General features: G+C 44.2%; 20 protein-coding genes and 1 pseudogene. 7 read left to right on the forward strand and 14 right to left on the reverse strand.

Going from position 1 to position 20,904, the window contains the following annotated elements; genetic code table 11:
• Positions 1–255: 255 nt before the first annotated feature.
• The 3 genes from ACJJIQ_RS11080 to ACJJIQ_RS11090 all read right to left on the reverse strand — a co-directional run bounded on the left by ACJJIQ_RS11080 (position 256) and on the right by ACJJIQ_RS11090 (position 3,792).
• Positions 256–1,394, reverse strand: a protein-coding gene (locus ACJJIQ_RS11080) for an IS3 family transposase (RefSeq protein WP_445354143.1) whose coding sequence is annotated in 2 segments (ribosomal slippage) — positions 256–1,145 and positions 1,145–1,394 — 1,140 coding nt in all. Because the reading frame shifts where the segments join, the coding sequence is not laid out codon by codon here.
• A 607-nt stretch (positions 1,395–2,001) separates the two neighbouring features.
• Positions 2,002–2,949 (reverse strand): alpha/beta hydrolase family protein, encoded by a 948-nt coding sequence (locus ACJJIQ_RS11085; RefSeq protein WP_445364621.1) that lies wholly within the window; start codon positions 2,947–2,949, stop codon positions 2,002–2,004.
• A 93-nt stretch (positions 2,950–3,042) separates the two neighbouring features.
• A complete protein-coding gene (locus ACJJIQ_RS11090) occupies positions 3,043–3,792 on the reverse strand; it encodes an SDR family NAD(P)-dependent oxidoreductase (protein ID WP_445364622.1) in 750 nt (249 codons plus the stop codon).
• A 120-nt stretch (positions 3,793–3,912) separates the two neighbouring features.
• Here ACJJIQ_RS11090 and ACJJIQ_RS11095 point away from each other — a divergent pair, with 120 nt between their 5' ends.
• The 5 genes and pseudogenes from ACJJIQ_RS11095 to ACJJIQ_RS11115 all read left to right on the forward strand — a co-directional run bounded on the left by ACJJIQ_RS11095 (position 3,913) and on the right by ACJJIQ_RS11115 (position 10,764).
• Complete coding sequence (locus tag ACJJIQ_RS11095) at positions 3,913–4,494, forward strand: TetR/AcrR family transcriptional regulator (protein ID WP_445364623.1); 582 nt, start codon at positions 3,913–3,915, stop codon at positions 4,492–4,494.
• A 226-nt stretch (positions 4,495–4,720) separates the two neighbouring features.
• Entirely contained in the window at positions 4,721–5,116 is a 396-nt protein-coding gene (locus ACJJIQ_RS11100) for a hypothetical protein (RefSeq protein ID WP_445364624.1), read from the forward strand.
• An 872-nt stretch (positions 5,117–5,988) separates the two neighbouring features.
• A complete protein-coding gene (locus ACJJIQ_RS11105; RefSeq protein WP_445364625.1) occupies positions 5,989–7,503 on the forward strand; it encodes a lytic polysaccharide monooxygenase in 1,515 nt (504 codons plus the stop codon).
• Positions 7,504–8,076: 573 nt separating this feature from the next.
• Positions 8,077–8,375, forward strand: a pseudogene (locus ACJJIQ_RS11110) (DDE-type integrase/transposase/recombinase); the annotation flags it as partial.
• Between the two features lie 436 nt (positions 8,376–8,811).
• Positions 8,812–10,764, forward strand: a complete 1,953-nt coding sequence (locus tag ACJJIQ_RS11115) for an NHL repeat-containing protein (protein ID WP_445364626.1) — start codon at positions 8,812–8,814, stop codon at positions 10,762–10,764.
• 202 nt (positions 10,765–10,966) lie between these two features.
• Here the strand turns inward: ACJJIQ_RS11115 and ACJJIQ_RS11120 are convergent, their stop codons facing one another.
• The 3 genes from ACJJIQ_RS11120 to ACJJIQ_RS11130 form a co-directional block, all read right to left on the reverse strand.
• Positions 10,967–11,587 (reverse strand): response regulator, encoded by a 621-nt coding sequence (locus ACJJIQ_RS11120; protein ID WP_445364627.1) that lies wholly within the window; start codon positions 11,585–11,587, stop codon positions 10,967–10,969.
• 13 nt (positions 11,588–11,600) lie between these two features.
• Complete coding sequence (locus tag ACJJIQ_RS11125) at positions 11,601–12,173, reverse strand: sensor histidine kinase (protein ID WP_445356163.1); 573 nt, start codon at positions 12,171–12,173, stop codon at positions 11,601–11,603.
• A 515-nt stretch (positions 12,174–12,688) separates the two neighbouring features.
• Positions 12,689–13,714 carry an alpha/beta fold hydrolase gene (locus ACJJIQ_RS11130; protein ID WP_445364628.1) on the reverse strand — a complete coding sequence of 342 codons (1,026 nt, stop codon included), beginning with the start codon at positions 13,712–13,714 and terminating at the stop codon, positions 12,689–12,691.
• Positions 13,715–13,933: 219 nt separating this feature from the next.
• Between ACJJIQ_RS11130 and ACJJIQ_RS11135 the strand changes: the two genes are divergently transcribed.
• On the forward strand, positions 13,934–14,164 hold the full coding sequence (locus tag ACJJIQ_RS11135) for a hypothetical protein (RefSeq protein ID WP_445356161.1): 231 nt from the start codon (positions 13,934–13,936) through the stop codon (positions 14,162–14,164).
• Between the two features lie 537 nt (positions 14,165–14,701).
• Positions 14,702–15,190 carry a DUF4334 domain-containing protein gene (locus ACJJIQ_RS11140; RefSeq protein WP_445356160.1) on the forward strand — a complete coding sequence of 163 codons (489 nt, stop codon included), beginning with the start codon at positions 14,702–14,704 and terminating at the stop codon, positions 15,188–15,190.
• A gap of 120 nt (positions 15,191–15,310) precedes the next feature.
• Here ACJJIQ_RS11140 and ahr read toward each other — a convergent pair whose 3' ends face one another.
• The 8 genes from ahr to ACJJIQ_RS11180 all read right to left on the reverse strand — a co-directional run bounded on the left by ahr (position 15,311) and on the right by ACJJIQ_RS11180 (position 20,898).
• Positions 15,311–16,330, reverse strand: coding sequence for an NADPH-dependent aldehyde reductase Ahr (ahr, locus tag ACJJIQ_RS11145; RefSeq protein ID WP_445364629.1), 1,020 nt, complete (start codon positions 16,328–16,330; stop codon positions 15,311–15,313).
• 286 nt (positions 16,331–16,616) lie between these two features.
• Complete coding sequence (locus ACJJIQ_RS11150; protein ID WP_444896834.1) at positions 16,617–17,012, reverse strand: YMGG-like glycine zipper-containing protein; 396 nt, start codon at positions 17,010–17,012, stop codon at positions 16,617–16,619.
• A gap of 176 nt (positions 17,013–17,188) precedes the next feature.
• A complete protein-coding gene (locus ACJJIQ_RS11155; protein WP_445364630.1) occupies positions 17,189–17,617 on the reverse strand; it encodes a hypothetical protein in 429 nt (142 codons plus the stop codon).
• A gap of 50 nt (positions 17,618–17,667) precedes the next feature.
• Positions 17,668–17,841: a hypothetical protein gene (locus tag ACJJIQ_RS11160; protein WP_445364631.1), complete on the reverse strand. Its 174-nt coding sequence runs from the start codon at positions 17,839–17,841 to the stop codon at positions 17,668–17,670.
• Between the two features lie 37 nt (positions 17,842–17,878).
• Positions 17,879–18,190 (reverse strand): hypothetical protein, encoded by a 312-nt coding sequence (locus ACJJIQ_RS11165; protein WP_445364632.1) that lies wholly within the window; start codon positions 18,188–18,190, stop codon positions 17,879–17,881.
• Entirely contained in the window at positions 18,183–18,698 is a 516-nt protein-coding gene (locus tag ACJJIQ_RS11170; RefSeq protein ID WP_444912753.1) for a DUF2878 domain-containing protein, read from the reverse strand. Before ACJJIQ_RS11170 ends, ACJJIQ_RS11165 begins: the two co-directional genes overlap by 8 nt.
• Before the next feature lie 137 nt (positions 18,699–18,835).
• On the reverse strand, positions 18,836–20,104 hold the full coding sequence (locus ACJJIQ_RS11175) for a class I SAM-dependent methyltransferase (protein ID WP_445364633.1): 1,269 nt from the start codon (positions 20,102–20,104) through the stop codon (positions 18,836–18,838).
• On the reverse strand, positions 20,101–20,898 hold the full coding sequence (locus tag ACJJIQ_RS11180; protein WP_445364634.1) for a DUF1365 domain-containing protein: 798 nt from the start codon (positions 20,896–20,898) through the stop codon (positions 20,101–20,103). The genes ACJJIQ_RS11175 and ACJJIQ_RS11180 overlap by 4 nt, the downstream gene beginning before the upstream one ends.
• Positions 20,899–20,904: the final 6 nt, after the last annotated feature.

Below are 20,904 nucleotides of genomic sequence, written 5' to 3' on the forward strand. Positions count from 1 at the left end.
TGGCAAGAAGATCTAAGGATTATTTTAGGCTCACTAAGTCAGCGAAAGTTTACAAGTTGATATCATTATCAAGCCCGCGCCTACTCCCTTTTGGCGGTCCCCACCTAACACAAGTACCATCTTTTTCTAAAGTGCCCTTCAGCACATCACATCTAATTTGAGGCGTTGTTATTTGCTGTCTGCAGTCGGCTAATGATTTATCTGGGTGAGAATCTTCACAGTACTTGTTGTGGTCAACTCCAACCGGACACTTCTTTAAGCACATTTCTCAAATTCGATAGGGGCTAGGTCTCCCAGTGTTGTATGTATTCTTCGTGAGTTGTAATAAGCAATATAGGCTCTTACATCTGCTACCGCATCCTCCCTTGTCGGATAAAGGTTTCCCGTTACCCACTCCCGCTTCAGGCTGCTGAAGAAACGTTCAGTCGGTGCGTTGTCCCAACAATTTCCCTTACGGCTCATTGAACACACCATCCCATGCTGACTCAATAACGTTTGGTAGGTATGGCTGGCATACTGACTGCCACGATCAGAGTGATGCAGGAGACCTTTTGGGGGCGAACGCAAATTGACAGCCATCATCAACGCACGAGTTACCAGGGCCGTTTCCATCTTCCGATCTAGATGCCAACCAATAATCCGGCGCGAATAGAGATCAATCACTACCGCCAAGTACAACCAGCCCTGCGAAGTCCAAATATATGTAATATCAGTCGTCCAAACTTGATTTTTAGCACTCGGTGAGAACTCCCTATTCAGAAGGTTCTCTGCGACCGGTAGGTGATGTTTACTGTCTGTCGTTATTGTAAATCGCTTCTTACGCTTTACTGCCAAGCCTAGCTTTTTCATGAGCTTGCGGACTCGATAGCGCCCGACTTCAAAACCTTCTTTACGTAACAGCTTCATTAACCGACGACTTCCGAGGCTCTGTCTAGATTCTGCAAATAGGGCCTTCAAACGATGGCATAGTTGCCATGTTTGAGCATCTATTGAGCTATTACCACGGCAACACCAATCGTAATAGCCAGTCTTACTTACCTGCATTACCCGGCAGAGCACCCTAACAGGAAAGCTGCCTTGCTGTTTTTCAATAAAGCTGTACTTTATTTCATTTCTTTCGCAAAGAAGGCGCTGGCCTTTTTTAGGATTTCTTTCTCCATCCGCAACTGCTTATTTTCACGTCGTAATCGCTCTAATTCTGCGCGCTCACCTACATCCAACCTTACACCGTCTTCTTCCTGCTTCAGTTCCTTTATCCAGCGTCGCAGGTTATTGGCTGTTGTTCCTACAGCCTCTGCTGCTTTAGAAATTGAATACCCTTGCTCAGAGACTAGCGCTACGGCGTCTTTCTTAAATTCCGGCTTGAAATACCGGCGTGTACCTTTTGTTGTCATACTTCACCTCGCTTGGTAGTTTTACCATCTTAGCGAAGTGTCCGGAAGGATTAGACCACTACAACTCAGCAAGTAACTCGCTCGCTTTCTCCGGCCTACTTAGATAAGCAACACTAACTAGCAATAACACAACCAGTATCGCAACTCTCATAGATTAAGTCCTGGGTAATATATAGAGTTACAATAAATAGCATTGTCCAAAACACAACCTTCTTCTTAAAATTCCAAGCTGTATTAGCAACGTAGGGCATCCAACAAAGCCACAACGATAAATGTCAGAAATATTGACACAGAATAGAATAAGGAATAAAATCCCGTAAAATTGTATAAATTACACACAGTCAATATTCCTGCCATTTATAGTCCTGGTTTTCTAAATAATACACCTTACAATCGTTATATCTTTTCCTGGGTGTGAAGCAGATATTCTATCGATATAGAGACTCGATATAGTATTCACTACAATGCAATTAAAGCCTGGATAAGTATACTCATCACACTAGCAGATCATTCACTAAAAGTAGAAGTGATTAAATGCAAAGTGGTGCTTCGCTTTCTGCCCAGAAAAACTGATTAATTGAATGAAAAGAATTAACAGGTTTCCAGACTATAAAGCCATAAAAGTGTTGGCTGACTTTTCTTCAACAAAACCAATAGATGGATCTTGGTTTTTTAGCGTGCTTAGTAACACGTCCCAATCGGAGTTTTTCTCATAGAACTGCTTACTTAAGTACGCAGAAATTACGGCCTGCACAATTGATACATGGGCAGGGTTGTTTTCTTCTTCACTTATAACGCCATACCCATTAATTCCACCCAGTAAATGCTTTGCCCCCACAAGGGTCAGCAAGTACTCTGCACCAGTTCCCAAAGTAAAAGCATCAGTAAACCAGTCTGGCCCACGGGTACTCAGTGGGGAATTATCCTGATCCGCTGCAACAACTAAGCATGGAGCAGTCATTTCCGTAAAACTTGGATTCATAAATGGGAAGAACTTGGCCGCAAAAGGGGATAGGTTCTCTCCGCCCGTTCCAGTTGCACAAAGTAAAACACCCGCTCTCACCCGCTTATCTGATAAATCGGGGCCAGGGATATTGCCTTCATTTAATACCCGAGCCCCCAGTAACATACCTACAGTTTGTGCTCCATAGGAATGCCCAATAGCAACTACCTTTTCTTTATCTAGACGGCCGCGCAACATGGAAACAGCTTTCTCGATACTGTCCAACTCATCCAGAACTCTCTTCATGTCAGATACTCGATACTGCCAGATTTCAGGCACTCTAGGGTCATCATCTGGCACCTCAGAATCCAGGAAAACCGGTTGCAGAACTACAAAACCCAAAGAGGCGAGAAATTCAGTTATTGGAGCGTATCCATAAGGTGGTGATTTGTATCCATGGGCGAAGATAACGATTGGTAAGTTTTCACCATTCACCGGTGCGATTACACGAACCTTCAGCTCTTGCCCCCTGACCAGGTCAGGCAGTAATATTGCATGATGTATAATAAAAGGACCTTGCTTTTTTACTGATGTATGATCTGATATTGTCATAAATTATTCTCCTTCAATTTTAACTTTCTACTTGATCGATGGAATTAATAGAACACAGTAAAGTGGCCACTGGTATTCGCTGTCAGCACCGAATTACCAGGGCATAGAACCGTTAAAACTGGTAAAAGTACCAGAACCCCCTTCTTGGCCCAGAAGTGCGACACGCACGATTTCCCTCGCACCCTCTGCTACAGTTTGCTCACCCTCGTAATTATTTAAGCCAGTGCAAGTAAACCCAGGGCATACGGCATTTACCTTTATGTTTGATTTTTCAAGATCAATTGAGAAAGCCATAGTCACAGCATTTAGCGCAGTTTTTGACATGGAGTAGGCACCAAACATTTTTCGTGCTGGATTGTTGGGATTTGAATGGCTCATCAACGAGCCAGCACCGCTAGAAACATTAACTACTTTGGCAGAAGGAGAGAGTTTGAGAAGAGGTAGCATTGCCTGGGTGACCGCCACAACCCCGAAAACATTAGTTTCAAATATCTCACGTAATTCAGCCAAAGTTACAGCGCTAACCTGAGTCTTTTTTCCGATTTCCGCCAGAGTTACTCCAGCCTCCCCTGCATGGCTAATCGCCGCGTTATTAACCAATATATCGAGATAGCCAAAGTCTTTTCTTATAGTGTTGGCTGCAGCTCGGATACTGCTCTCATCAGTAACATCTAGCTGAATAGGCCAAGCGCTTTCGCCTATGGAATCAGCTGCTTTTTGCCCCTGCTTAAAATCACGAGCCCCAACTAAGACAGAAACGCCTCTAGCACTCAGGTCCCTCGCGACTTGTAATCCTATTCCCCTATTAGCACCAGTTATCAATGCAATTGGTCTATCGTGCATCGTCAGTCTCCACATAGATACAGCTCATGGGCCATTGGCTCCAGCACATGGCTATGGCAAAATCGGAACAACGTTCCGATTAAATATACGGAACAATGTTCCGCTTAGCAAGGGGTAGATATGCCAAAATCTGATGACACTAATTCGAGCCAACGTAAGCGAGCAGACGGCAAGCGCAACCATGACGCCCTGCTCCAGGCAGCCAAGGAAGTATTCGCCACCTCCGGCGTAGATGCCCCAGTGCGGGAGATTGCGGGTAAGGCCGGTGTCGGTGTAGGCACTCTTTATCGGCACTACCCGAAGCGGGCAGACCTGATCGCGGCAGTTTTCCGCAGGGAGATCGATAGCTGCTCTGAGGAAGTGATAGAACAAGCTAAACACCTCCCCCCCTTTGAAGCCCTGGCCAGCTGTATGCAAATATTTGCGACCTTTTTTGCCACTAAGCGAGGACTATCCGAAGTATTGCACTCAGGCGATCCAGCCTTTGAAACCCTTCCAAGCTATTTTGACCAGCACTTAAGGCCTGCCCTCGCTATGGTATTAGGTGCAGCAATAGAATCGGGAGATGTTCGTTCAGATATAACTGCAGATGAACTACTTGGAGGAATTGCGAGATTGGGGATGTCCTCATCTGAAGACTCATCTGGGCAAGTAGGACGTATGGTTGCACTTTTAGCCGATGGACTGCGATTTAAAGAGTGAAAAACTCTTTTATCAAAACGGCTTTAAGGGTTAATGACAGTCAGAAAATGACTGAAGCAACCAAACCAAAATGGTGAGAGCATTTATTCGATGATGCAGATGAATAGTTTTTATTTAGGTGCTTTTTAGATCTGGCAATTAAAGAAAGATACAAAAATGTGCCTACAGTGAATATTTCACTTTCTGCCGCTCTCTCCATAGGGCTTGAAACCGCTAGGATTGTTAAATGAGATTGATTCTAATTCTAATAGTAGCAGTTGGCCTGGATAGTCTAGTCCATACGTTCGGTCCTGAATTGGGAGGGAGTCTACCTTTACTTTTATTCTTAATACTTGGAGGACTTCCGTATGTGCTACTTCCGCCAAAATCCAGATATTTTAGGAGAGAGATAAGATCTTGGGCAAGAAGCAAAAATATAGAAATTGTAGAACTCAAAAACTACTATCTCCTAAAAGGAAAGCTGTTCTGGAGGACATCGGATGTCCAAGATATTTTTATTCTAAAAGAACATGATGCTGAATATTGGATTGCCTGTGGCTCATGGTTTCTCGGGGCATTCAATAACAACTTAAAGGTATACAAGCTAATTGATAATCGCTTAAAGCTGATAAGCTCCACCTAAGACCTAATATCTATAAAAACAAGTACAAGGATATATAAATCAGCTCCAGCGCCTGAATCTATTGATGCCTACAGCATTAACTTATTGACCGATTTATCTGATACAACAAGCAAATAGATTGAAAAAATAATTACAGTTCAATTTTTGCCCGCTACATATTTGAAGGCCGAAGCTTCTCAATTATTGGTTTGTCATTGTCACTCCCCCTATTCTCGTCTAACCCCTATCAGCTCCACCCAAATAAATTAACATTCACTTAAAGAATAGATAAAGACTAGACTATCGAAAGTGCATTAAATTTACTTTGCAATAGTTGATGCTGCTATGAGACAAACCTCTTCAAACAATGCGATTTTTCAGTCCCCCAGAAAACCTTCCTGCTCCAATACAATTTAGGCAAGCTAATGAGGCTAGTGTGTATTTTTCCTTTTCATTAATCCGTGGAGCCCTCTGTATTTAGCACATAAACTTCAAGCTTTTATACCGCCCTTCATGCTTTATTTTCTTTGACAGTCATCACATTGTCACAAAACACCAAAAATGACTTCATTTTTTGACCCACTACTCAAGCAATTATTGATTAATGGAAACGTAAATTTTATTAAAACATGTTAATTCATGTATGGCATGGAACCCATGTCCACGTGAAAGGTCTGTCTTATTAGCAATTTTTAACGGGTAATTATTTACTAACTGAATTTTTTGATCCTGGTGACAAGGAAAGAATGGCCGGCATTCTCAAACACCAACTTATTTCACAGTATTCACCAGGAAATTGAACTTAATATTCCAGTCGCTCTAAATAAATCGACGAGAATAATGTAAACCAGGAGTAACCTTATGCTTTTAAGAAAAAAAGCGCGCTTGCGACAATGTTGCTGATACCTTTCAGCTTACAAGTACACGCTCACGGCTGGTCTGAATTTCCAAAAGCCAGGCAAAAAATTTGCTATGATCAAGGCAATATCTGGTCTGGAACACCATCCAATCCAGGCTGTGCCCTGGCAAAATCCATTTCTGGATCTTATCCTTTCCAACAACACAACGAATTCTCCATTAACATCCCTGACTACAATAATTCTGCCGCTGTAAAAAGTGCCATTCCTGATGGAACTCTTTGCTATGCAAATGACTCGCAGAAAAAAGGAATGGGAGCAGCAACTGATGCCTGGACCCGTGTAGAAGTCAATGCGGGAACATTCGAATACGTATTCCAGGCAACAGCGCCACACAACCCATCTTTTTGGGAGTTTTACCTTACGAAGGCGGAAGCAGACCTGTCACAACCACTGGCATGGGATGACCTTGAGCTTATCCAGGAGGAAGGGGACGTACCTGTCGTCAATGGTCAATATCGCATGAATGTCACCATTCCAGAAGACAGGGTAGGTAATGCAATTTTATTTGTACGTTGGCAGCGAGTAGACCCAGTTGGTGAAGGCTTCTACAACTGTAGTGATATCACTATTGTAAATACTGATGTTGAACCGCCTAGCGAACCTGATCCCGGCACCACACAGCCGCACCTGATTCAAGGCAACACCTTTATTCCAGAAGACAATAGTATAGATTCGGTTAATGTGGGGGACACCGTCAATTATACGGTATTCAATAAAAATGGTGAGGAACACTCATCATTTTCGCTGGCAATTACCGAGGATAATAAGAATGACTGGGACAGGCTTTTAGCTTCTCAAGTCACCGGCTGGTACCAATCAAACCACAATGGAAATGTTTTTATTGGTCGCTGGCATGAAGAAATGAATCATTACATGTACTTCCAGGGTGATTTACATGGTAACTACTTCAACTCCAAAGACTCACGTGCCTCCGGTCAATTCACTATTACAAGCAACGGAAGTGAATTAATCGCCACTATCACACCTAAGGTTTTAAAACCGCTTGATATAGCTAGAGTAGAGCATGGGGATTTAGTGGTACTTTCATCGGGAGAAAGTGTCGGAAATATCAATAATACGGAATGGTCACAGGTAAGTGGGAGCCCTGCTGAAACCGCAACCGGGCCCAGTGGTGCACTGGTTATCGACACGTCAAGCTTAACAAATGAACAGCATGAATTAAGTTTCAAGTTAACCGTAAGCGGTGACTCTACTGTTGATGACGAGATCTACTCATTTACTGTTGAACCATCAACTACCACAGATCCCACAGATCCCACAGATCCCACAGATCCCACAGATCCCACAGATCCCACAGATCCCACAGATCCCACAGATCCCACAGATCCCAGTATTCAAGCTTGGGATAGCAACGAAATCTACACCGCAGGTGATATCGTTAGCCACAATGGTGAAACATGGACTGCCGGATGGTGGACAAGGGGCGAGGAGCCGGGTACAACCGGCCAATGGGGTGTTTGGCGTTAAGTTAAAGGTCACCAACCAAAACAAGTAGCTAGTAGAAAATTATCTGCTAGCGCTTATTAAAAAGGCCTCAATAATCTTGAGGCCTCTCATTATAGAAACTCACCCCAAAAGAGTTACCCTTCAACTGGATCATCATTTGGAGCTTGTGGACTAGAGTAGTCAACATTTAGATCCCAGAAAGCGCAGCGCCTTTACTGAGAATACTCCCCTATTCTCCAGCAGCTGGAAATTCCATCAAAATACTGATTCAATCTCAATCGAAATTTTGAAAGCCACTATAAAGATAATGTAAGCGCTGAAGAGGCTGTACGACATGCTTGCAGCGAGCGCGATAAGCGCTGGGTACACAGCATAAGGACTGTCGACGCAACCTTTCTTTAGCGCACTGCTAACTCCACTCCATCACCACCATCATTACTTCCAGTTTTCACCTAAAACTGAAATTCTGATTTCTTGATACTTTCATTACACCTTAGAAAACAAACAGTCTGAGAGAGCACCTGCTTCACCTCTAGCACCTCTCTTCAATCTGTTGGTATACTGGTTTTCTGGTGCACCGAATCACGAAAGGATTGGTTATATCTAGCAGTAGTGATCGACCTATATAGTCGGCTAGTAATTGGTTGGGTAACGTCGAAAACGGATGGCTAACTTATGACGCTATTCAAATGACTATATGGAGATGTAAGAAGCCTACGAATATTCTCCTGCATACTGACAGGAGGATTCAGTATTGCTCTAGGAATTATCAATCTTTAATTACAGCGTATGATCTGCGGTACAGTATGAGCGCCAAGGGTAATTACTACGATAACGCCTTTGCAGCTACCTTTTTCCACTCACTTAAAGCAGAACTAATCCATGGTATCCGCTGTTGATGGCTAGGATCAAAAATTGCCACTTTCAAATAGTAATACCTGCTATCTCTTGCACTTCTAGCTGCCTATCAAACCCTCTACAGCTCAACAAAATAAAGATCAAAAGTACTTCTCATCGAAGACAAAGTTGCATGTGTATTTTACAGCAACCTCTATTAGAGCCAAATAAACCTTACTTTCTACCAGATCACTATTCTACTTATTTCTAGGTAAGATGGAAAATGGTAATGACTACCCATTCCTATTTTTTTCTTACATACAAATCAGAACTCTCGGTAAAATACTTCAAGTACCTCTGTGTATTTCTTTGAAAAATCTTAACCTTCTTATTCAGGCAATGTTCACATAGATAATTTAGAATTAGTTTTCTAGCAATAACATTAATTTAAATGCTAGAAGGTTAACCTTTGTTGTTAATGGGGAAGTATGTATGAAAGTGAATTCTCAAAAATTAATTATATGCCTTGCAGTTGCTGCTCTTCTCTCTGGATGTGGAGGTGGTTCTGGAGGTGACAAATCAGCGAACAGTAATTCTGGAAGCGGGCCAGTAAGTGGAGGTGAGAGTGGCTCCGGAAATGGGACAGGAAATGGTTCCGGGAGTGGAGATGGAGATACCACTACACCTCCAACGGACGACCCCGATGCTGGCAGCTCGCGCTTCACAGTTAGCTTTACACCTTTAAGCGGCAGTACTATTGGCAAAAATAAGCAAATCTATTTAGATTTTAGCGAATCTATTCTGATCGACAACATTGTCATATCTGGAAGCATGGGAGAGGCCGGTGAACTTTCTCAACTCGATGAAGATACGCTTATATTGCATCCCAGGGGAGACTGGACCAACTCTTCGAACTACTCCCTAACAGTTAACGCCACAGATGATTCCGGCTATGATATCGAAGCGCTAACTGCCACCTACTATATTGATACGCTCTCCCCTTCCATTACTAGCTTCGAGCCAGATATCACTCGCCTGGAGAAAGATGACACGATCAATGTCCTCTTCTCTGAGACCATGGATATCGAGAGTCTTGCCCTATCTGGTACTCTCGTAGAAGATGACTATACAATCAACTGGTCAAAAACAAATATACCCAATGATACCTTAACGATTAGTCCTGTAGATGGCTGGAAATCAGCTCAAGATCGTAGCATTCAGATTGATATAGACGATCTTGTAGGGATTCCATTGATCACTTATGAGAATAGCTTTACTGTTCCCTTTTACTTTGAGAATTTTGATCCCGCACAGGTCGTTATAGGGCAAGATAACTTCTCCAGCACAGATTTGGGAATAAATGCTAAAAATTTCGCCTTTCAGCCATCCGGTGATGTCAGCATCGATGATGAGGGGAAACTATTTATATCAGATACTTCGTCCAATCGCGTCTTAGTTTTCAATTCAATTCCTATTACAAATGGCTCACCTGCAAATGCAGTAATAGGCAAGGACGGACTGGACACTCTGGCTTTATCAAACCCGGAACAGGAATTATTCGGTCCCTCAGACATTAGTTTTGATGGAGAGCACCTGCTAATTTCTCAATACCGGGAAAGGCATATTTCTATTTACGATAGTGTGGTATCCGGAGCAGGGGCAGCGCCTACACTGACTTTAAATATTGGAGATTATGACATCTCCCCCTGTAGAAGCCTGGGACTTTGGATTAACTGGGGAGCCACCGTTACTGATGGCAAAATATTGGTTACTGATGCAGCTAATTCCAGGGTGTTAATATGGAGCCAAATTCCTGAAAGTAGTTATACCTCCCCGGATCTCCTTGTTGGTCAGTCAGGGTTAGAAAACTGTGATCCAAACGATGTAGACCAAAGTGGTATATCATATCAACTATCAGCAAGCACCCTATACGATCCAACAGATGTTTGGAGTGACGGAGAAAAACTGGCCATTATTGACAATGGAAATAACCGAATTCTTCTTTGGAATAATTTTCCTACCAGCAGTTTTGCGCCTGCTGATATTGTTCTCGGACAACCCTCATTCAGCGAAAGGAATATTGAACTACCCGATGTGGACGGTACTGAATGGCCAGTAAATAGTAAGACCCTAAATCGTCCAGAAACTGGCATCTGGTCAAATGGCATTCAACTCTTTGTTGCCGACGCGAAGAACAATAGAGTTTTAGTCTGGAATAATTGGCCAACCAGCAATTTCGCCCCAGCAGACACAGTGCTTGGACAAGCTGACTTTGTAAGCTTCAAGCCAAATGATGCCAACCAAAACGGTATTAGCTATCCTGATGAACCTGAATCACCTACTGCTTCGACTTTAAAGGAACCAACAGGAATTTTTGGATATAAAGACAACTTATTTGTTACTGACTCTGGAAATCATCGAATTCTGATCTTTAAATCTAGATAAAAACATCGCTTAACAAATGGCTGTATAATCCGTAAGGGATATATACAGCCATTTTCAATGTATACCTTAATAGCTAACTCCGCTCATATGAATATCTTAAACAAATATACGATCTAGAAAAAACACAAAGAAATACAAAAAAAACCAACTCAAGCGCTTACCAGTCCCACCATTTTATACTATTGGAACAATCGATTTTAAGTTATTCAGTAGGCCCTATCCAACCATAATTTTGGGCCAAGCGTGCCGCTTCAACTCTATTGCTGACATTCAATTTTTGACAGCTGCTATGGATATAATTTCGAATAGTACCCGCGGAGAGTGAAATTTCTCGTGCAATTTCCTCAGTAGTTTTCCCAGTATATGCGAGCTGGAGAATCTTCTGCTCTTTAGTGGAGAGCGGATTGTCCCCACATTTGAGTGCTTGCTGCACTAATTCAGGAGCTACCATGGTTTTACCTGCTGAAACTTGACGGATACAGCTTGCGAGCTGGCTCGGCGGAGCATCTTTAAGAAGGTAGCCGTTAACCCCTGCATTGAGTGCGCGACGAATATAGCCACTCCTTGAGAAAGTTGTCAGCATCACAACCTTGGGAGGATTTATAAGGCGCTGTAATTGCTCTGCGAGTTCAAGACCTGTCATCCCAGGCATTTCTATATCACTAACTACCAAATCCGGGCTGCAATTATCGAAAATCTCAAGGGCCTCTCGCCCATTACTCGCAGTTGCGACGACCCGAATATCTTTCTCCAAGTCAAGTAGTGCTCTCAATGCACCGCGCACCATCGCTTGATCTTCAACTAAAAGCACTTTAATCATCATTTAATACAACTACTTATTTAAGGGGAATTGTGGCGTAAATATGACAACCACCTTGGAATTGTATTTTCAAACTGCCTCCAAGCTGGTTCCAGCGATCGCTCATACCACTGAGGCCATGCCCCATAGATACCTTTCCCACAGCCTTTCCATTATCACAAACATGTAGAGAAAGAAGCTGCTTATCAAGCCACAGCGAAACTTCACACATGCTCGCTTGGCTGTGTCGTAGAATATTCGTGGTGGCTTCGCGAATAGTCATTGCCAATGTATTGTCAACCTGAGGGGGTATTTCTGTGGCCTCGATATGATGTATACAGGTAATATTCACTGATTCCAGCGCAAACTTTGAACTCGCCAGCTCATTGGCCAGTGTACTGATTTTATAATTCGATACAGTCTCTCGAACCTCGGTAATCGCTGTTCTGGAGATTTTTTTAATATCAAGAATATGCTGCAGTGCCGTTGCTGGATCAACTTCGAGAAGCCTTTCGGCAAGCTCCGCCTTTAAAGTGATACTCGTGAGACTCTGACCGAGGGAATCGTGCAAATCTTGCGCAATACGCTTACGCTCAGAAGTCTTTGCCATAGAGGAAATTTCCTTTTGGCTTTGTTTAATAACCAGGTTAGATAAGTACTTTCTCAGTTGAAATAGAAAGTTCAGGCCGTTGATAGCTGTAAAAAATAGTCCCGTCAAAACAGCATATAGTGATTGTCCAGTTAAGTAGGCAGTACTCAAATAAGAAAAAGTAACAACACACAGCAAAACAAGGGATGCGTAGAGTTTCCTGTACGCTGAGCAAGCTGCAGCTGCAAAGGCAAAGAAACCGATACCGGCAAGTGAATAGAAAGAAGTGATAACACCGAAGAGGTTTAACACCAGGACAATACCAGTAACTTTGGTTCCTTTACACCAAAATACGAGGAAGAACAAGGGAAAGAGAAGCAAGTGGCAAATCACTACCACCCCAAAAGCAACCTCACTAAAAGTATGGAAAATAAAGGGCAAATATATAAGAACCTGAAAATAAGGTACTAAGTTCAGAGCACCTCTCAGATTCTCAGGGAAACTATAGAACCTTTGTAAATAATGATATGCCGACATTAGTTATTAGCTTCCAAAAATTGTACTTCATGCTCCATCCATTCTTTCACATATACAGGTGCCATGGCATGGCCCATACCTTCTACCCACAATGTTTTAGCACCAGGAATGCGAGCTGCATACTTTTTGGCTTGAGCAATATTTAACAGGGGATCTCTATCACCGTGGATAACCATTGTGGGAACCTCTAAGTCCTCCAATCGCTCTAACCGCGAGCCAGAAAGAGAGATTGCTGTAAATTGCTGAACTGGCAGATTATGATCAAATCCTTGCCTATGACGTAGTTCGTAGAGAGTAGTGTGTGCAATATGTTCAACATCAAAGCCTCCCTGCCCCTGAAGACTGTGATAAGTACTTACCATCAACTTAGCCATACCCTCATCGGAGCCACTGAGTCCATAGCGAAGAAATAGCCGAAGCATATTGTATCTGAAGGTTTTTCCCTGGGGTAACTCGGGGTCGTCGAGAAAACCTGAGGACATGATTGAAGTAAGGCTTTTCAAGCGATTGGGGTATTGCAGGGCCATTTCTTGCGCAATCATCCCTCCCATTGAGGCGCCCATAACATGAGCTTGCTTAATCCCCAGAGAGTCCATAACCGCAAGGTTATCGCGCATCATGTCGGAAAGGTCGTAAGCAGTCTCCTTAGTCCAGTTGGTAACCCAACTCGAGGCACCGCATCCACGATGATCGGTGAGTAGTACTTGATAGCCAGCAGCTAAGAGTGGCTCATAGACTTCAGATGGCCAATACAGAGAGGAAGAGCCCATACCGTTTATCAGTAACACTGTGCCACGAATAGGTATCTCCTCTGGGCTTTTAAGCTGATACCAAATTTTAAGGCTCCCTGAGCGAACATATCCGCTCTGACCTGAGATCAGTTCAGGTAGTGGTTTCTCAAGACTCAGATTTAGCTGTTTCTGGATATCCTTGGGTAGCGGGGGCGTTGTAAGGACCCAAATAGTACAGACTACCACCAGAAGGAATACTATCGCGCCAACGAGTAAAGAAACTTTCTTGATCAATGTAAGCCTCCATAAACACCGTAACACCGGTGCAGAAATAATATTTATATGTAATATCAGGCAATAGCAGAAATCGGGTAAGTCATTTCTGTCATCAAATTTATATGACACTTGTCATCTTTTGTTGATGATTAAACTGCCCAGCTACAACGACTGGATGATAAATGTACACATGGAAATTAATCCTCCGCAAGGGGGACTAAGGGTGCAACCCTATGTATGGACCTGCCTGCAGCTCATAGCTTCAATGATCATGCAACAGAAAATATAAGGTATAGAAACCAACAATGGACTCAGCTGCTTTATGAGCCTGGTGCTCCTATAGTTCTGTATAATGCCCAGGTGGATACTATTGGTGCAAGAAAATTTCTCCCACCCGCTCAAGATAAAAAATGCCCAACCTCTGTAAAAATTTGGAAGATATCAGAGTCTCTAGCAGAAATTTCATGAGCACCGGCTGATTCCAGTTGATCAGTACAAAAATACAAATGGTCAACTTGTATTACATTCATCAGTATTGGGCACCTGATCCACCCCTCCCAGACAAGCTATAAGACCAGTTACCCTCACTGCTTCCTGAAAGGGTATAAGAATTTGACTTCCCTAGCACCTGAATAGTTCTTTGATATTTTCTATTCTTGGCTTCTGAAATATACATGAGCCCCCTAATTATCACCCTGCAAGGTCACAATGAACTCTACATAGACACGGCCATTTACTTGATTCACAGTGGTAAAGATCATGGCTCGTAATTAGGTGCAGTTCCAGGAAGGTATTAGTTTTACCCAATTCCTCAAAGAATATTGTACCGAAGACCAGTGTTTCTAGGCTCTCTGCCGGAGGGGGTAACCATCATTGAAATCAGCGGCCAAGCACAGCAAGAATAATTGATTATAAATATTCCTACTTCTATACTCAGTATTAGTTATGTTGGAAAGCTATTTCCCAATTACAAGCTCCAGAAACATACCCTACTAAATCAAGCCCATGCACTTCTTAACCACATTAGAAAAACTTAAAAAACTGGATCAGGTAGATCCACAAGAACTGCTTGAGTTTTACGATAATCTCTCACCTATATCAATAAACTTTCTTATCGGCCGATGGGAAGCGCAAGGATTTAACACACAACATCCTTTACAGCATGAAATGGATGCAGGAAAACGCTGGTACGGCAAAGAGTTTATTGATTCTGAAACGGTCTATCCTTTACTATGCTGGGATTCAGACTTCAAATCTATCAACGCTTACGATGCTCCTTTGTTCTTCCGTACCCAACAACTACATATAACCACAAAAGCCCAAGCCCGCCTGCGCATCTTGGAACACAGAGGGAAATCAAGTGCCACTATGATTTATGACACGATACCTATGCATGATATGATGCGAAAAGTCGATGAGGATCATATTCTAGGACTTATGGAGAGAAAAGGAATGGATGGCCGTATGTTCTTCACTATGAAAAAAACTAACTGACTTTATCGATTTCTATTGAATTGCTTCTGCCTAAATCCCAACCCCATACTTTTAACTTAAGCTCCTTTGTAGTGTGACTTTGCGCTCTCCTCACCCAGAAGCTGATCCAGTTAAATATCCCTACCCTTCCTGCGACAAAACAATTCGATACTTAGCCTTACCAGATTTCAAATGCTCAAATGCCGCTTCTATCTGGCTCATTGGGAAAATCTCTATCTCAGGTTTGATCTTATGATGCGCCACAAAATCAAGCATGGTTTCGATGGTACCAGGGCTGCCGACTGGAGATGCTGAAATTGAGCGCTGCCCAAATAACAAGGGAAATAGAGTAAATTGTATTGGGTTAGTTACAGCTCCAACAAAGTGTAAACGCCCTTTTGGTTTCAAAGCCTGGATATACAGATCCCAATCAAGACTGACATTCACAGTCGACAGAATAAAGTCAAAGCTCATTGCCGCCGCTTGAATCTCCGCGGGATCACGGGAGTTCAGTGTTTTATGAGCACCGAGAGCTAAGGCTTCTTTGCGTTTTTCCTCGCTGGATGTAAACGCGGTAACTTCACATCCCCAGGCATGGAAAAACTTCAAGGCAAGATGGCCCAAGCCACCAATACCAATCACAGCCACTTTGTCAGTGGGTTTGATATCAAATTGGACCAATGGATTGAATACGGTAATACCCGCACATAAAAGGGGGCCGGCTGATGCATAATCCACACCATCAGGGATAACAACCAGGCTACTCATGTCCGCCCTGGCTTTATCGGCAAAGCCTCCATTAGTGAGTATGGTGAACTTTGCCTCTCTACATAAGTTGAGGTCACCAATTCGGCAAGTATGGCATGTTTCACAGTAGCCTGAATTCCACCCCAACCCAACCACCGTGCCCTTTTTAAGATGAGCTACTTGCTCCCCCATCGCGGTGACACGGCCGATGACTTCGTGACCGGCAACCATAGGGTACTGTCCAATACCCCATTCATTTTCAATCATGCTCAAGTCACTATGACAGATGCCACAGTACATGATTTCCAGTTCAACCTCTGTTGCACCCAAATCTCCTGCTGCAATTTGGTAGGTCTTAAATGGACCGCCGGCCTCTAAGACTGCATAGGCATTAATAGTTGATGCAGTAGACATGGCCGGCTCCTTGAAGAAAAGGAAATCACAAATGACCTTAAAAGTTTAGACGCCATTCAGCTGTAGACTTTATTGCACCCTTACAATTTTATTTTCTAGAAACTAGTGGCCCTACTATCTAGCACAGAAATTAAAAGTGTTAACCGGGAGAAAGTAAAAGATTGAAATTAAAGCTGTAAAACAGAAAAAAGGCCGGGGGTACTTCCCCCGGCCAGTGCCAAGTCCTGTGAGGTTGCTGAATAGCAGAGGACTGATGAGAAATTGGACCGCAGTTTTACGCAGAAGATCAATTCAACACTCGATATCCGCGACCAACCAGGCAATTCTTGATAATGTAGGTTGCCTCAGAGCTCGCACTACCCGCCCCTGACAAGCCCCCAACAAGCGCGCCGGCACCGGCTCCGGCTACCGCAGCACGCCCGCTGTCACCGACTATTGCACCAAGCGCACCACCTACTACAGCACCACCTGCAGCACCGGCAGCTGTTCTGCGCCCTTGGTCACTGTACGTGGAGTAAGCGATTCCCTTGCACTCTGCAAGGTCCGCTTGATACTGATTCATGTTAACGCCCCAGGTATCGATAACAATTCCACCGGCACCGGGAACCTGCTCTGGCTGATTCGCACAGCCGTAAAGCAGCGACATCATAATTCCAGCAGTTGCAGAAATAGCAGTCTTCATCAAACACCCCATATCGCTTTCGCCACAGGATAGTGAGCTTGTCACGCTTTTCTTCTTTAGGTTTAGCTGCTGGTAGAACTTGGCGCCAGTCCGGCGCCTAAAAATGAATGACCCGCTGGGCAACAAATCCAACAGGCGTAAATAGTGTTGTAGCTATTAGTGGGGGCGCCTTTTATCTATGGATCTGCAGGTTGGGTTCCTGTAGGCAGAATTGAATATTGGTAAAACACTTCTAATTCTTGAGATTTCGCTTGTGGATCGAGGATATTTACTATGCCTTTAAAACTCTTTAATCGCCGACTCTCCGTATCGTAAGTGAGATTTAAGTCCTCTACGAAAAGGCGGATAAGAGGCTGGGCAACATCTACTCGTATACAAGTATTTTCACCTGCCGCTTGATTACAGGATACTGCCTTAGCGCGCAGCTTTATCGATCGACCATGCAGTGGCGAAGCAAAATTGAATTTAAGAGTTTTTCCTGAAGACAATAAGTCCCAGTGGTCACGCACATAAGTATCAAAGCCTGCATCAACTACATCAACACTTCGTGCCTCTCGCAAACTTACTTTCCAGGCTTCGTCCTCGTTGGCTCTGTAGCGCATCATCCACTGGCCGTCATCCCAAAGGACTTCACGGACTTCGCCATGCCTCCGATCTATTTGAGTGGCACTAGGGAGCCTCTGAATAACTCCGTAATGCCTCTGCGGGCCTTGAAGGCTGCAGATGTTAGGCGCAGCTCGCCGCGAATGGCCGTAGCCCTTTGCAAGAGCTGCAACGCAGCAGCTGTGGCCTTCAAGGCCCGCCCTTCGGGGCTTGCAGAGCGATTCACACTCCGCGTTGCGACTTCTTGAAAGGTCTAGACATTCCTACGAAGCCGCGCCTTGATTGTGAACCACTCTGCATGCCAGAGGTATCACGGAGTTATTCAGAGGCTCCCTAAGTAAGGCACTGCGACCAGCTGCGGGGCCATTTCGCTTTCGAAGAGTTTTCTCTGCTATCAAATCACCCTGGGGTGCATAGTAGAAAACAGTTATTTCGCCATTATCTTGCGAAGTATAATATTCGCAGTACTGCAACTGTTGATTATCCGGATCATAGGCCAAACCTTTGACCAGGAAAGGCCCTTCATAGTGACAGTTAGTTCCGGCAATAGCCGACATCGCAATAAATTCAAGCATTGCTCACCTCTTTTTGACAAATCTTTCTTGCCAAATAGGCAAACAACGGCAGGATGCAGGCCCAAATTACACTTAATGTTCCCAGGGATTGCCACAGGGGCCTGTGCAATTCCACAGTGCCATTTAGGAATGCACCGGTAAAGTAACTAAATGGCCCAAAAAAACCACCCAGGATTACCGCCAACCATAGATTTTTCTGTAAGAAAACCAAACTGTATCGTAAGGTCATGGCAAAATTCAACCACAGGCAGATCAGCCATAAGGGAGGCCAGGAGGAGCCGCTGTCATTTCGCATCACCCCCAAATGAAACAAGATAGAGTCTATAGACACACCAAAGATAAACACCCCTGCCAACCAAAGAGGCTCCCTGGGCAAATTGGCGATATAGCGCAGATGTACAAATAGATTCAACAGAGTAAAGGGAACCACCAACCATACCTTGGCCACTATGACACACAGTGGCCAGGCGATATCGAAAAGTAAGGCATTAGCGACAAAACGCCACATGCAGGAGAGCCTCTGGTTGATTCCGTAATATCCTTGGGTTGCAAACTCTTAAAAAGTTTAAACAATCTCCTGAAATCACGCCTTGATCCTGAGCCATTCTGAAAGGCAAACACTTCACAAGATTAACTTGAGAGAGTTTAGAAACTGCCCAAAAACCGAGGTTTGGCGAACACAAATTGGGCGGTACCAATCACTCGTTGCAAAAATCCCCCTTCGCAATAGCATAAATAGAATTCCCACATACGGATAAAGCGCTCATCAAAACCTAACTCGCGCACTTTGGAAATTCGCTCAAGAAATGCTTTGCGCCAGTCACTTAATGTGCGGGCGTAATGGGCGGTGATGTCTTCGAGCCCAACAATCTGCATATCTGTTGAATTGGCAATATGGTCGGCGATAACCTGATTAGATGGCAGGCAGCCACCGGGGAAGATATATCGCTGAATAAAGTCGACCTCTTTACGATATTCGTGGTAGCGCTGGTCGCGAATGGTGATTGCCTGCATCACCATCAGGCCATCTTCTTTGAGTAATTCGCTACAACCAGCGAAGAAAGTCTTGTGAAATTCGTGCCCTACCGCCTCCACCATTTCAATCGATACAATTTTATCGTACTTACCTTTCAGGTCCCGATAGTCTTGTAATAGCAGGGTCACCTGCTCCTCTAACCCTTCGTGCTTCACCCATTGGCGGGCATAGTCATATTGCTCTTGGGAAATAGTAGTGGTTGTTACTTTACAGCCATAGTACTTGGCAGCATGAATGGCCATACCACCCCACCCAGTACCAATCTCAAGGAGGTGATCAGAGGGTTTTAACTTTAGCTTTCGGCAGATCAGTTCCAGTTTGTGATTAGAGGCTTCAAACAGGGTTGCGTTTTCAGACGGGTAGACCGCAGATGAATACAGCATGGTCCTGTCCAAAAACAACCGGAAAAATTCATTGCCCAGGTCATAGTGTGCAGAAATATTCTTACGTGAGCCATTGCGGTTATTCGCATTTAATTGATGTAACCAGCGCAAACCTAATCGGGGTAAATAGCTCCAACGACTATCGATACCTTCCACCAATTCCATGTTGTCCACCATCAGGCGAATCAGGTCCACGGTATTGGTTGAGGTCCAGGCGCCCTGCATAAAGGCTTCTCCAGAACCAATGGTTCCGTTTAATAGCACCTGTATATAGCTGGATGGATCATGTACGCAAATATGTGCCGAGATCTCTGCTTCTTCTGGTCTCTGGCCAAAGTGGTAACATTGCTCCCCCTCTTCGATTAACAAGTGGCCACGACCAATACCCTTGAGTTTTTCCAACACCAGCTTGCGCGCCAGGCGAACGAGCCAGGACTGTGCCGATACTTCTGATTTTGACGACGAAGCCTGATCAACTTCCTGAACTGCTCTCATAGTTGTTTATCTCCTGCCTGAACCTCGGCGTCGTCGCGAGGGTGCGAAAATACCGGGATACGCTTGACCCATAATTTCAGTGCCTGCCAATAAATGGCGGCTATAACTTTTACGGTCATCAAGGGATACTGGATCAATATTGAATTAAGTGATCGGCCGCTAATTTCGCAACGCTGTAAACTCAGGGTTGCATCAAACATTGGGCGAGTGCCGTCTTCTGTATCCTCGGCACTCGCATCAAAATTTTGCAGGTAAGCTGTCAGCTTTTCTCCAGGTTTTGTCCCCCTCCATCGATACCCTTGGGCCATGGGCATAAAAGGCGAGACATGAAATGTTTTTGCGAAGGTCGCTTTTTGCAACTTGGTATTATTACGGCAATCCAAAACATAGCTGTGACGCTCTTTCCAGGGAGTGTTGTGCACATCCAGGAGCAGCCAATCCACATTCTGTCCCTCAGCATCGAAACAATAGTAAACACTGAGCGGATTCATGTTGTAGCCAAAGTAGCGCCAATTGGCCAGCAAGCGAATAGGTCCGGAAGGCTGCTCTCCCACTTCCTCCTCCACCCGCTGTCGAACCGCCTCATCAAGACTGAGGGATTCATCGCCAAAAAAATCACTGCGACAAAATCTCGCAGGTGCGCGCCGCTGGGAGGACCAAAGAGGTGAGAGCAGGCAAATGGCTTCCACCTCTGCCAGATCGACGTACATCATAAAAACCTGGTAGCGAAACTGATGAGCTCTGGGCGCAAAGCGCCGGTGCTCCAACCACCCGGTATAAATCGCACTTTCCATGATACC

The organism is Microbulbifer maximicatervae (SeqCode), assembly GCF_052468295.1.